This window comes from Micromonospora sp. HM5-17 (genome assembly GCF_003762835.1).
Lineage (GTDB): Bacteria > Actinomycetota > Actinomycetes > Mycobacteriales > Micromonosporaceae > Plantactinospora.
Genome location: NZ_RJWA01000001.1, coordinates 220,342 through 233,673 on the forward strand (window position 1 = coordinate 220,342; position 13,332 = coordinate 233,673).

The window sequence follows — 13,332 nt, forward strand, 5'->3', positions numbered from 1 at the left end:
CTAGGATAGCCCCGTGACCTTGAACCTGCACGATCCCCGCCTCACCGCCATCGGTCTACTGATGGAGGTGCACGCCGGGCTCTCCAGCAGGTTTGCCGCCCAGTTCGAGGAGCACGGGCTCTCACCGGTGGAGTTCGAGGTGCTGATGCGCCTGGCCCGGTCACCCGAGCACCAGCTCCGGATGACCGACCTCTCCGCGCAGACCTCCCTCTCCACCAGCGGCGTGACCCGGGTCGTCGACCGGATGGAGCGGGACGGGCTGCTCCGTCGACGGGCCTGCCCCTCCGACCGGCGCAGTGCGTACGCGGTCGTGACCGAGGCCGGCATGGCACGGCTCGCCGAGACGCTCCCGGGCCACCTTCAGCTCATCCAGGAATGGTTCATCGACCAACTGGACGCCGACGCGCTGGAGCAGCTGCTCAGCGCGTTGCGGACCGTCCGCGACGCGGTGCATCCGGGCGCCACCGCGGGCAGCGTCCGGAGCGCCGGCGACGACTGCTGACCGACCCCCGCGCCCCGTCCGCTCCCCGCCGCACCGACGCCGAGGACCCGGAGGTCGGAGTCGTCGGACGCGACCGGCAGAAAGACCGGCAGAAGTGACGACTGAAGCCGACTATTTTCGGTGTAAGGGACATAACGGTAGCGGTCGCCGGATACTGTTCAGGCGAGCCGAGGGCTCTGGGGCCTGTGGCGCGGGCAGGGACAAGCGAGGGGCTCGTCGGGGGTAGACCTGCCCGCGCCACACCCCACGCGGAGGCCTCGGGCGGCGTCAAGCCGTGCCGCCCGGCCAGGGCGGGCGGCCACCGCCCACCGGGCGCGGTGCGACCCACCGCATATCCACCGGTCGCGCGGTCACCCCACCCGGCCTCCGCCCCACCGGACGTGCGCGCGCTCGTGGCTCACCCCACCGGGTCGATCATCGCCCGCTCACGCGGGAGCAGGGTGATCCCGCCCGACTCGCACACCCGGTCGAGGAGCTTCCGCGCGCTGGCCCGCGTGCCGGGGTCGTCGGCGGTGGCCACCACCCCGACCAGTGCCTCGGCCACATCCCGCAGGTCACGTGCCCCGACCGAGGACTGCGCCGCCGCCGCGAACCACTCGGCCGCCCACTCCCGGTCGCCCCGCTGCGCCGCCAGGGTGGCCTCGATCAGGGCACAGATCCCCTCGTCCCGGGGTATCGCGCCGCCTGGCCGCCGGGTGGACACCGGTTCCGCCGTACCGGCCACCTCCTCGGCGGCCTGCTGGGCGCGTAGCTCGGCGAGGACCGCCGCCGCCTCGTCGAGGCGACCGTCCTGGGCAAGCGCCAAGCCCACCGTGCCGAGCGCCCGGCGGCGGTGCCCCGGGTCGCCGAGGTCGGCCAGGGCCCGTACGGCGTACCGGCCCTGCCGGACCGCGTCGGCGTACCGACCTTCCAGGCGGGCGACCTCGGCGAGGTTGGCCCGGGCCAGTACGCGAAGCCGCTCCTCGCCGCACTGTCCGGCCAGCCGGTCGACGGCGGCCAACCGGCGTCGGGCGGCCCGCAGGTCGGCTGTCCGGATCTCGTGCCAGGTGAGGTTGTTCTGGGCAACCGCCATGTCCCGGATCCGCCCACTCCGGGTCGCCAGCGCCAGGGCCGCCTCACCGTGCCGCCGTGCCTCGTCGTACCCGCCGACGGCCGTCCAGAGCCCGCAGAGCACGTTCCGCGCCGCGAGTTCGCCGACGACGTCGCCCAGCCGCGCGAACTCCGTCAGCGCCTGCTCGGCGGCGGCCAGCTCCTCGGGGCCGGCCCCGTGCTCCTGGGCGAGCTGGGCGACACCCACCGCGGCCCAGGCCCGGATCGCGGGGTCGGCGTCGGCCGTGGCGGGATCGTCCAGCAGCCGCCGCAGCCACTGCCGGCCGGCGACGTCCCGGCCCCGGTACCGCCACCACCGGGTGAGCTGTGCCGCGAGCCGGAGCGCGGTGTGCGGATCGTCGTTCGCGGCGTGGGCCAGCGCGGCCCACAGGTCGGCGGTCACCTCGTCGAGCAGGCCGACCACCTCGAGGAACTTCGCACCGGCGAGGTCCGGGGCGAGCCGGGCCGCGAAATCGGCGAAGACCGAGGCGTGCCGGCGACGGATCGCCGCGAGTTCGCCGTCGGCCGCCGCCCGTTCCAGCGCGAAGTCACGGACGACGTCGAGCAGTCTGAACCGGAGCGGGCCGGTCCCCCGGGCGCTGATCAGCCCCAGTTCCATCAGGCGGTCGAGCACCGGCACCGGATCGTCGCCCGGGTCCGCCTCGCCGGCGCACCCGACCGGCGCCGGCTCCTCCCTCGACGGGGAGGTGGCGGGCGTCGGCTCGCCGGCCGGCGTGGCCGGCGGCTCCGGGTCCGGGACACCGGCAGGGCCGGATGCCCGCCGCGCCGGCCGCTCCCCGGATCGCCACCCGGTGAGCATCGCCTCCGCCAGCTCCACCGACCACCGGTTGCGAAGCACCGAGAGCCGGCGTAGCGCCGCCTGGTCGGCGGGTCCGAGCAGGCGGTAGCTGGCGGCCACCGCGTCCCGCAGCGTCACGCCGAGCGCGGCCCGGGTGACCGGGGGCGTGGCGAGGTCGAGCACCCGGTTGCCGTAGCGGTCCAGGATCTCGTTGAGGTTCAGCAGCCGCCCGTGCGCCGCGGCGAGTTCGAGCGCGAACGGCAGTCCGCCGAGCCGACGTACGAGTTCGACCAGGGCCTTCACCTCGTCCGGCTCCGGTGGTTCGCGGCGGACCTGACGCAGCCGGGCGAGGAAGAGCGCGACCGCCGGATAGTCGGCGACCACCGCGAGGTCGGCCGGGGCGTCCGCCGGCGGCACCTCCAGCGGGGTGACCGGCCACACCCGCTCGCCGGGCAGCCCCACCGGATGCCGCCCGGTCGCGACGATCCGCAGGGCCGGCGCGACGGCGGCGAGCCGGTGCACCGCTCCGGCGGTCGCCCCCGGCGCCCGCTCGACCGCGTCGACGAGCAGCAGGGACGGAGCCCCGGAGAGGCGATGGGCGAGGTCGCTCGCCCGGCCCACCCCGAAGACGGTGGCGACGGCGGAGAGGATGTCACTCTCGGTGGAATCTTCCGTCACCATGATGCCGTTGGCGCCGCCCGGATACCGGTTCCGCAGCCGGCGGGCAACCGTCAGGGCGAGCGAGGTCTTTCCCACCCCGGCCAGCCCGACCAGGCTCACCACGCCGGGGACGGCCTGGGGGCCGGGGACCACCATCGGGGTGAGTTCGGCGAGGTCCCGGTCCCGTCCGATCAGGTGAACCGGCTCGGGCAGCCCGAGACCGGCGCCGGACGGGCGTCGCCGCACCGCGCCGCCGGTCGTACCCGCCGCCGGCCCCCGGGCCGCGGCCAGGAACTCCGTACGGGCCGGGCCGGTAAGCCCGAGCGCGGTGGCGAGCAGTTCGACGGTCGTCCGCTGTGGACGGGACGACCGCCCCCGTTCAAGATCGCGAACGGTACGGACCCCGACGGCGGCCCGTTCCGCCAACTCGGTCTGGGTCAGACCCGCCGCGCGCCGGTACCGACGCAGCAGCGCCGGAAAACCGCTTGCGACTCGGTCGGAGCCATGATCCGGAGTCATGGCCTGGAAGACTACGCACCTGAGCGGGCCCTCATCAGCCATCCGTCGCGCTACTGACGAAGATGGGCACCGATATCCGACACTTCCCGTTTGGGAAACGGTGATCCGGTCCGCTAGCGCCCGGCCGGCACCGGCTCCGCGACCACCGGGTTCCGCTCGGCCGGACCGACCCAGCGTTCGTACAGCCGGCGCAGCGGTGCCGGCGCCCACCAGTTCCACTCGCCGAGCAGGCTGAGCACGGCCGGCAACAGCAGCCCCCGCACCACGGTGACGTCGAGCACCACCGCCACCACCATGCCGAAGCCGATCTCCTTGACCGCGGTCAGCTCTCCGAGCAGGAAGCCGAGGAAGACGACGCAGATACAGACCGCCGCCGCGGTCACCACCGGGCCCGTCCGACTGAGCCCGGCCAGCACCGCCCGCTCGCCGGCCCGGGCCCGGCCGTGCGGGGTACGCCGCGCCGACCGGCGCCGCCACTCCTCCCGGATCCGGGCGAGCAGGAAGACCTCGTAGTCCATCGACAGTCCGAAGACGAAGACGAAGAGCAGGACCGGGGTGGTCAGGTCGAGGGCGCCCCACGGCTCGACGCCGAGCAGCCCGGCACCGACACCCCACTGGAAGACCACCACCAGGACACCGAGGGTGGCGAGCAGGGTCAACGCGGTCATCACCAGGGCCTTGACCGGAATGACGACCGAACCGGTCAACGCGAAGAGAAACACGCCGGCGACCACCAGCAGCACCAGGACGGCGAGCGGCAGTCGGGACGCCACCGACTCCTGGTAGTCGACGAGTTCGGCGGCGCCGCCGCCGACCAGCAGCGGTAACGGTTGGTCCAGGGCACGGACCGCCCGGACCAGGTCCCGCGACTCCGGGCCGCCGGTCACCCCGCGCGGCGTCAGGTCGATCACCAGCGCGTCGCCGGGTACGTCCGGCCGGGGCTGCATCCGGATCACCTCGGGCAGCGTGTTGAGCCGGTTCATCAGGTCCCGTACCTCGGTGCTGGCCGGGTTGGCCTCGACCACCACGGTCACCGGGGCGGCCCGGCCCGCCTCGAAGTCGCGCAGCAGCACGTCGTGCACCCGGCGAGCCTCCATGAAGGCCGGCAGCGCCCGGGCGTCGGAGTTGGCCAGATTGGCGCCGAACAGGAACGGGCAGGCGAGCAGCAGCAGGACGACGGAGACGGTCCACGCCACCGGGCCCGGCCGGCGCTGGGCGTACCGGGCGAGCCGGCCGAGCAGCCCCGGCCCCGGTCCGGACCGGGGCGGGACGGACGCGACGCGTCGGACCGGACGGGTGACCAGCGCCCGAAGTCGACTGACCCAGGTGACCGCGGCGGAATCGGGAACGTGCCGGTGGGCGAGGGCGAGCAGGGCCGGCACCAGGGTCAGCCCGGCCGCGGTGGCCAGGACGACCGCGAGCGCGCCGCCGAGCGCCATCGCGGCGAGCAGCGGCTCCGCGAAGACGTACAGACCGGTCATCGAGGCCGCCACCGCGAGGCCGGAGACGAGTACGGTTCGGCCCGCGGTGGTCATCGTCCGGACCAGGGCGGTCGCCGGGTCCCCCGCCGCCCGCTCCTCGCGGAACCGGGCGACGACCAGCAGCGCGTAGTCCACCGTCAGACCGATGCCGAGCAGGGTCACCACGTTGACGGTGAACTCGCCGACCGCGGTCACCGTGGTCAGGCCGTACAGCCCCAGCAGCGTCGCGGCGACGGCGGCGAGCGCGGCGAGCAGCGGGATCGCCCCGGCCAGCAGGCCGCCGAGAATCACCACGAGCACCACCAGGAGTACGCCGAGCGCGATCGACTCGCCGAGCGCGGCGTCCTCGATCGCCTGCTCGGCGAAGGCGCGTTCGGCCAGCGTCTCCCCTCCGACCAGTACCTCGGGCGCGTCGATGTTCCGCAGGAGTGCGGTGACCCGGTCCTCGATCCGCTCCCGCTCGGCGTCCGGCAGCCCGTCGGCCAGTTCGACCCGGACCAGGGTGCTGCGGTTGTCGGCACCGATCCGCCCGCCGGCCGTGTGGTAAAGGTCCTCGACCTCGACCACCCCGGGTACGGCGAGCAGGTCGGCCCGGACCCGCCCCACGCTCTCCACCAGCGCGGGGTCGTACGGGTCGCGGTCCCGGACCACGGCGACCACGACCGGCCCCTCGGGGAGGAGCCGGTCGATACGCCGCTCGGCCCGCTGCGACTCGGCGTCCGGCCGCAGGTCGTCGGTGCTGGCCAGCCGGTCGAAGACCCGGCCGCCGAGAAGCGCTCCGGCGACGAGCAGGCCCAGCCAGCCGGCCACCACCGGCCACCGCCACCGCCACATCGACCGGCCGAGCGCAGCGAGCATCTTCGCGGACCTCCCGGATCCCCGGCCGACACGGTCGTCGCCCTCGGCGCACATGCAATCACCGTAAGAAGTCGATCGACAGTCCCCTTTTCGACAGAGTTGCCGGACCTCCTGCCCCGTCCCTGCGGCCGACCGGTGGCCGGGCCGGGTCAGCCGGAGCGCTACTCGGCGCTGATGGCTTCGAGCAGTTCGATGCGCGCCGCCCGGCGGGCCGGCCACTGGGCGCCGACGACACCGGCGACCGCCATGGCCGCGAAGGCACCGACCGCGACGCCGATCGGGACGGCGGTACCGGTGACCGGGCGGCCGAGCACCGCGTGCTGGATCATCGCGCCGAGCAGGACCCCGACGGCGACCCCGAGCACGCCGCCGACGGCGGCGATCAGGATCGACTCGGTGGTGACCATCAGGCGTACCTGACGCCGACGCATACCGATCGCCCGGAGCAGCCCGACCTCGCGGGTGCGTTCCAGGACGGACAGCGCCAGTGTGTTGACGATCCCGAGGATCGCGATCAGCAACGACAGGCCGAGCAGCACGGTGGCGATCCGGATGAGGATGGTGAAGGCACCGGCCTCCTCGCTGGCGTAGCTGGCCGGGGTGTGCAGGCGCACGTCCGGACGGTCGGCGAGCGCGGCGGTCAGCCCGTCTTCCAGCTCGGATGCGTCGCCGTCCGCGCCGATCAGCAGGGTGTCGCCGTTGCCGGGCCGGAAGTGCTGGTCGGCGAAGGTGTCGGAGACGAGGAGCCCGTCGCCAATCAGGGCCGCGTCGGCGAAGAGGCCGGCGATGGTCACCGTGACCGGCTTGTCGCGAATGGTCAGCTCGACCGTGTCGCCCACCGACCAGTCCCGATCGGCGGCCAACTCCCGGTGGGCGAGGGCACCGGTGGCCAGTCCGTCGAGTGTGCCGGCGGACAGGTCCAGCCGCAGCAGCGTACCGATCGCCGCCGGGTCGATCGCGGCCAGCGAGACGCGCTGCTCGCCGCTGCCGGCAACGTCGTGGCGGATCGGTGCGGTGGCGGTGACCCCGGGCACCGCCCGGACGGCCGCCAGTGTCGGATCGCTGAGCTGCCCGCCGCCGACGTTGACCGCGAGGAACGGAGCGCGGACGGTCTTCTCGAGGGCGGCCCGGTCCGCCTGCTCGGCGCTGGCGGCGAACACGGCGATGCCGGTGGCCAGTGCCACACCGACCAGCAGCGCGGAGACGGTCGCCGCGGTCCGGCGCGGGTTCCGCATCACGTTCTCCACCGCGAGTCGGGGCAGCAGCCGCGACCGGACCGGTGCCGCGAGCAGCCGCAGCAGCATCCGGGCCAGCTTCGCGGCGAGCAGCACCACGGCGACGAGCAGGGCGAAGGCGCCGACGACCCCGGCCACGGTGAACGGCGGCTGGTTGCCGAGCAGGGCGAGCAGGCAGAAGAGCACGGCGCCGGTGCCGACGAGCACACCCAGGATGGTGCGTACCCGCATCGCCTTGGGGGCGAGGGTGATGTCGCCCTGCAGGGCCGCGACGGGCGGCACGGCGGCGGCCCGGCGGGCGGGCAGTGCTGCCGCGAGCACCGTGACCAGCACGCCGACGGCGAGGCTCGACAACACCGCGCGGGGCGTCACCTGGAGGGTGCTGCCGAGCACCGGGTCCCGTCCGGCGGCAAAGTCGATCATGGGCAGCGCCAGCACGACGCCCACCAGCATGCCCACACCGGTGGCGAGCACGCCGACCCCGGCCGCCTCGAGCACCACCAGCAGCATGATCTGCCGGCGGGTGGCGCCGATCGCCCGGAGTACGCCGAACTCGCGGGCCCGCCGCCCGATCAGCATGGCGAACGTGTTGGCGATCAGCGTCGCCCCGATCAGCAGGGCGACCAGGGTGAAGGAGAGCAGGATCTGCGCGGCGGTGGCCGCGTCGCTCTCCTCCTGCGCCCGGGACTGCTCGGCCAGGACGGCGCCGTCGTGAGCCATGAAGTCGGCGGGCAGCGCGGCGGAGACGGTGTCCCGAAGCTGCTGGGTGGACACCCCGGGTGCGGCGGTGATCTCCACCGCGGTGAAGGTGTCCGGCCGTTGGAGCAGCCGTTGCGCGGTGGCGGTGTCGAACGCGAGGGCGGGTGCCCGGCCGGGGCCGTCCCGCAGCACCGGGTGGTAGGAGTAGATGCCCACCACGGTGACCTCTTCGGTGCCCGCCTGGTGCAGCGCGGTGGTCCTGCTGCCCGGGGAGAGGTCGCCGTTGCGCGCGGCCACCTGCTCGACCGCGATCTCGCCCGGCCCAACCGGTGCGCGTCCCTCCAGTAGCCGCAGGCGCGGGGTGTCGCTCCAGTTCGTACCGATCAGGTCGTCGGCGAAGCCGGCCGGGCGGGCCACCTTGCCGTCCTCGCCGACCACGGCCGCGTACCCGTCGACGATGCCGTTGACCGCGGCGACGCCGGGCAGCGTGGCCAGCCGGTTCAGCTCCGCCGCCGGCAGTACGGCCGGGCGGGCGTCGTACTCGATCTCCTCCTCCGTCTGCGTGGGGGTCACCAGGACCGCCACATCGGTCCGTACGGCGGCGGCGGTGGCGCCGATGCTGTCGGCGAAGAACAGGGTGCCGGACACGAACGCGACGCCGAGCACGACCGTGACGAACGTCAGGGCCAGCCGTCCGCGATTGGCCAGCAGGTTTCGTATCGCGATGAGCCGCACGGTCGGTTACCGCCTCTCGTCCAGCGCGGTGAGCTTGCGCAGCACCTGTTCGACGGTGGGCGCGCTGAGCCGATCCCGCAGCTGACCGTCGGCGAGGAACAGCACGTCGTCCGCGATGGCGGCGGCCCGCGGATCGTGGGTCACCATCACCACCGTCTGGCCGTGCTCGTCCACGGTGTAGCGCATCAGCCGCAGCAGCTCGTCTCCGGTGCGCGAGTCGAGGGCGCCGGTCGGTTCGTCCGCGAAGATCACGCGCGGCCGGGTGATCAGTGCCCGGGCGAGCGCCACCCGCTGCTGCTGGCCGCCCGAGAGCTCCGCGGGTCGGTGCCGGAGCCGGTCGGCGAGCCCGAGCGTGGCCACCAGTGATCTGAGCAGGGCAGGATCGGGTTTGCGTCCGGCGATGGCCAGCGGCAGGGTGATGTTCTCGGCCGCGCTGAGGGTGGGCACCAGGTTGAAGGTCTGGAACACGAAGCCGATCTCGCGGCGGCGTACCTCGGTCAACGCGGTGTCGGAGAGCGTCTCCAGCGCGGTGTCGCCCAGATAGACCGAACCCTGCGACGGCCGGTCCAGGCCGGCCAGGCAGTGCAGCAGGGTCGACTTGCCGGACCCGGAGGGCCCCATGACGGCGGTGAACCGACCGGCCGGGATCAGCACGTCGACCTGGTCGAGCGCCACGACCCGTCCCGGACCGGTGCCATAGACCTTGCGCAACCCCACGGCCCGGACCGCTGCCAGCGGGGCGGGCTCGACGGCGGGTTCGGACAGGGCCGGGCTGGCCTGATACGTCATCGTCTACCTCGTTTCGTCTGCGATCTGAACTGCCCGCCGGCGCCCGTCGGCGCTTCGGGGCGGCGGTTCCCCGAGGGGGAGGACGCAAATGCGCGGGTACTTAGCACCCGCAAGCCAGCTTTTGCGGTGCCAACTAAACTTTGCACGTGCCCGAGCGTCAGCGTCAACTCCAGTCGACTTGACGGGGAGAGGGATGGCCGCCATGCTTCGTTTGCATATGCAAACTCCAGCCGAGGGCGACGACGAACTCACCGGTGATGACCTGCTCCGAGTGCTCGGGGCACTGGACAACCCGCACCGGCTGCGGATCCTCGCCGCCCTCGCCCACGGCCGCTTCTACGTGAGCGAACTCGCTCGCCAACTCGGCATCAGCCGCCCGCTGCTCCAGGTGCACCTGCGGCGACTGGAGGCGGTCGGGCTGGTGTCGGCCACCGTCGAGCTCGATGCCGACGGCCGGGCGATGAAGTACTACGAAGTGAGTCCCTTCGTGATCCGCCTCGACCCGCGCGTCGTGGCGGCGGCCGTCCGCACGCTCACACTGCCGGCCCGGGACGCGGCGGAACCCGAGTACGAGAAGCCGGCGCGGCGGCGCCGGGTGAAGGAGGGACCCGATGGACTACTCTGAGGCGCTTATGCCGCTCGCCATCCTCACGCTCGGGGCTACCGTGCTGGTGGTCATCATCTGGCAGGTCTTCGCCACCTGGCGGGCGAGGGCGGCCCTCACCCGCGAGCGGGAATACCAGAAGTTGGCTGAGGCGGCCGCCAACACCCAGCAGGCCATCGAGCGGCGACTCGACGAGATATCGACGCAGCTCGCCGGGATGCACGACCGCCTCGCCGCCGCGGAGCGGCTGCTCCGTGAGGTCGAGTGACCCGGTACGTGCCTCCGACCGCCGCTGGTCGACATCCTGAGCGAGACGGTTTCACCACCTGAGCCGGGCCGATGCCGAGAGTTGGCTGCGGCTGGCGCGGCGCTGCGAACAAGCCGGGTTCAACGCCCTGCTGACCGCCGACGTCGCCACCCTCGACCTGGTCTCACACGGACGTGCCCGGCTCGGGCTCGGCGCCGGCCTCACCCCGGCCGAGTGGCGGGCCGTCGGCCGGGATGCCTGGGGCCACGCGGGCGCGCCACGCTCAGCCGCGGTCCTGTGCCCGGCGGGCGCGCAGACGTTCGGCGAGCGCGCCGAGCGCCGGCGCCGCGTTGGACAGCGCGGCACGCTGCTCGGCGCTGAGGTCCGCCATCGCGGCGGCGAAGATCCGCGCCCAGGCGTCCTCGATGTGCGCCATGCCGTGCAGGGCGTCCATGGTCGGATACAGCCGCACACCGCGCCGGTCGTTTGGCGCGGGTTCTCGACGGATGAGGTTGCGCGCCACCAGGGCACGAACGGTCGTACTCACGTTGCTGGCGTGCAGGCCCAGATCCCGGGCCAGCACGCTGACCGAACTGCCGGGCGCGTCTTGCACGTACCGGAGCACCTCCACCTCGGAGGGAGGTAGCTGGGCGAGCCCGGCTTCCGCCACTCCTTGCAGTCGCAGCGCTCGGCTGAGTCCGTACAGGGCGGGAACGAGCGCCCTGGCCTCCCGAAGCAGCCGCTCGTCCTCGGCACCCGTGCGCGTCGTCACGAGTCGAGGATACCCAGTTGTTATACCTATATAGCTATAGTAACTTCCGCTCGTGACCACGCTGCGTTCCACCAGACCGGTCAACACGTCCCGGTTGCCGGTCCCGCTGACCATCGCGCTCGCCCTGCTGTCCTTCGTCGGTCCCATGGGCGTCGACATGTACCTGCCGGCGTTCCCCCGCCTGGCCGCCGAGTTTGGGGTCGACCCCGCCGGGGTCCAGCTCACCCTCACCGCGTTCCTGGTCGGGTTCGCCCTCGGGCAGCTGCTGCTCGGTCCGCTGTCCGACCGATACGGCCGGCGGCGGCCGATCCTGGCTGGAGCCGCCCTCTGCACGGCCGCTACCGCCGCCTGTGCGCTCGTCCCCTCGGTGGAGTGGCTGGTGGTGGCCCGGTTCCTGGCCGGCTTCGGGGGCGCGGCGGGGCTGGTGATCGGCCGGGCCGTCATCCTGGACACCGTCGACGAGACGGCAGCGGCCCGGCTGTTCGGCATCCTGATGGCGCTGGGCGGCATCGCCCCGATCATCGCGCCGCTGGTCGGCGGGATCGTGTCCGACAACGTCGGGTGGCGGGCGGTGTTCTGGACGCTCGCCGCCGGATCCGCACTGAACTTCCTCGTCGCCCTGGTGGCCGTACCGGAGAGCCTGCCGCCAGAACGGCGAACCGGCGGCGGCTCGAACGGGACGGCGTCACTGCTCCGGTCGGTACTGACCAACCGGAGCTACCTCGGTTACACGTTCGTACTCGGTTTCGGCTTCGCCGCGCTGTTCTGTTACATCGCCGCGTCGCCGTTCCTGTTGCAACACGTCCTGGGACTGACCGTCGGCGAGTCCTCTGTTGTCTTCGCCACCGGGGCGTTGACCACTACGCTGAGCAGCGCCGTCAACGCCCGACTCGTCGGTCGGGTGTCGCCGGAGCGGCTGCTGCGGGTCGGGCTCGCCACGATGCTCGCGGCGGCCGTCGGGCTGCTGGCCGCCACGCTGGCCGGGCTGACCGAGCGGGCGATCCCGCTCGGCGGGCTGTTCGTCTTTTTCCTCGGGCTGGGCATGATCCTGGGCAACGCCACCGCGCTGGCGCTGCGATGCGTCCCCACCGCCGCCGGGACCGGTTCGGCGGTGCTCGGCACGCTGCAGAACGTGCTCGGCGCGCTCGTCGCACCACTGATGGGACTCGGCGGGCGGGACGTCGGAGTGCCGCTGTTTCTCGGTATGACCCTCTGCGTCGGTCTGGCCAGCCTGTCCCTGCGACTGACCCGGACCGATGCCGTGATTCGGCCGGGAGCGTAATCGGGGGCGACGGGATAGCGGTCCGGCAGACGGTCGGACGATGCTGGGCCGGTGACGATCTTCTCCCTCCAGGCCGCGCCGACCGATGCCGAGAGTTGGCTCCGGCTGGCGCGGCGCTGCGAAGAAGCCGGGTTCGATGCTCTACTGGCCGCCGACCACCCCGGCGCCACCGCGTCGCCCTTCGTGGCCCTCGCCGCCGCGGCGGCGGTGACCTCAACGCTCGGCCTCGGCTCGTACGTCGTCAACGCCGGGATCCGGGAGCCGATCCTGCTCGCCGCCGACGTCGCCACCCTCGACCTGGTCTCACACGGACGTGCCCGGCTCGGGCTCGGCGCCGGCCACACCCCGGCCGAGTGGCAGGCCGTCGGGCGGGAACGTCCCGACGTCGCCGCCCGGGTACGCCGCTGCCTCGCCGTCGCGCTGGCCGTCCGTGACCTGCTTGACGGAGAGGAGGTCAGCGTCACGACCGAGGAACTGGTCGTCGGCTCGGCCCGGCTGGACCGACCGCGGCCGGTACAGCGGCGGATCCCACTGACCGTCGGCACCGCCAACTCGCGGCTCCTGCGCTGGGCGGGTGCGCACGCCGACGTCGTCGGACTCACCGGACTCGGACGGACCCGCCCCGACGGGTACCGACACGAGGTCCGCTGGCGCGCCGACCAGATCGACGCGCAGCTGGCCCAGGTCGCGGCCGGTGCGGCCGGCCGCGCCGAGCCGCCCGCGCTCGAAGCGCTCGTGCAGCGGTTCAGCGTGACCGACGACGCCGAGGCGGCGGTGCGGGATCTCACCGACGACCTCGGCCTGACCGCCGCCGAGGTGCTGGCCACGCCGTTCGTCCTCGCCGGCACCGAGGACGAGATCATTTCCGCGCTCGACCGAAACCGCCGCCGGTGGGGTGTCACCCGGTACGTCGTCCGCGCCGACGCGCTGGAACCGCTGGCGCCGATCATCAAGCGACTCGGTGCCCAGACCTGACTGCGATCCGCCGCCCGCCCCGGCGGCGGGCCGCGGTCGTGGCGGTGGGGCGAAAAAACGGATGCGGCCCGCGGTGCCTAGTGTGA

10 protein-coding genes are annotated in these 13,332 nt (G+C 73.3%); 5 read left to right on the forward strand and 5 right to left on the reverse strand.

The features are described 5' to 3' along the window. Positions 1-61 precede the first annotated feature (61 nt). A complete protein-coding gene (locus EF879_RS01065; RefSeq protein ID WP_123555180.1) occupies positions 62-502 on the forward strand; it encodes a MarR family winged helix-turn-helix transcriptional regulator in 441 nt (146 codons plus the stop codon). 397 nt (positions 503-899) lie between these two features. On the opposite strand, the gene EF879_RS01070 is transcribed toward EF879_RS01065, so the two are convergent. From EF879_RS01070 to EF879_RS01085, 4 genes are all read right to left on the reverse strand, one after another. Continuing rightward, the gene (locus EF879_RS01070; RefSeq protein WP_123553772.1) at positions 900-3,569 is read right to left on the reverse strand and encodes a helix-turn-helix domain-containing protein; all 2,670 of its coding nucleotides are present in this window, start codon (positions 3,567-3,569) and stop codon (positions 900-902) included. Positions 3,570-3,682: 113 nt separating this feature from the next. Beyond that, positions 3,683-5,908, reverse strand: coding sequence for an MMPL family transporter (locus EF879_RS01075; protein ID WP_233604152.1), 2,226 nt, complete (start codon positions 5,906-5,908; stop codon positions 3,683-3,685). Positions 5,909-6,069: 161 nt separating this feature from the next. Beyond that, positions 6,070-8,577 (reverse strand): ABC transporter permease, encoded by a 2,508-nt coding sequence (locus tag EF879_RS01080; RefSeq protein ID WP_123553774.1) that lies wholly within the window; start codon positions 8,575-8,577, stop codon positions 6,070-6,072. A gap of 6 nt (positions 8,578-8,583) precedes the next feature. Next, positions 8,584-9,366, reverse strand: coding sequence for an ABC transporter ATP-binding protein (locus tag EF879_RS01085; protein WP_123553776.1), 783 nt, complete (start codon positions 9,364-9,366; stop codon positions 8,584-8,586). A gap of 202 nt (positions 9,367-9,568) precedes the next feature. On the opposite strand from EF879_RS01085, the gene EF879_RS01090 reads away from it, so the two are divergent. Together EF879_RS01090 and EF879_RS01095 are read left to right on the forward strand one after the other, a co-directional pair. Then, a complete protein-coding gene (locus EF879_RS01090) occupies positions 9,569-9,991 on the forward strand; it encodes an ArsR/SmtB family transcription factor (RefSeq protein WP_370375427.1) in 423 nt (140 codons plus the stop codon). Next, positions 9,978-10,238, forward strand: a complete 261-nt coding sequence (locus EF879_RS01095) for a hypothetical protein (RefSeq protein WP_123553780.1) — start codon at positions 9,978-9,980, stop codon at positions 10,236-10,238. Before EF879_RS01090 ends, EF879_RS01095 begins: the two co-directional genes overlap by 14 nt. Positions 10,239-10,500: 262 nt before the next feature. Here EF879_RS01095 and EF879_RS01105 read toward each other — a convergent pair whose 3' ends face one another. Continuing rightward, on the reverse strand, positions 10,501-10,989 hold the full coding sequence (locus tag EF879_RS01105; RefSeq protein WP_199736092.1) for a MarR family winged helix-turn-helix transcriptional regulator: 489 nt from the start codon (positions 10,987-10,989) through the stop codon (positions 10,501-10,503). A gap of 52 nt (positions 10,990-11,041) precedes the next feature. Here EF879_RS01105 and EF879_RS01110 point away from each other — a divergent pair, with 52 nt between their 5' ends. Continuing rightward, complete coding sequence (locus tag EF879_RS01110) at positions 11,042-12,271, forward strand: multidrug effflux MFS transporter (protein ID WP_199736093.1); 1,230 nt, start codon at positions 11,042-11,044, stop codon at positions 12,269-12,271. A 51-nt stretch (positions 12,272-12,322) separates the two neighbouring features. Then, the gene (locus EF879_RS01115; RefSeq protein WP_123553784.1) at positions 12,323-13,246 is read left to right on the forward strand and encodes a TIGR03621 family F420-dependent LLM class oxidoreductase; all 924 of its coding nucleotides are present in this window, start codon (positions 12,323-12,325) and stop codon (positions 13,244-13,246) included. Positions 13,247-13,332 lie beyond the last annotated feature (86 nt).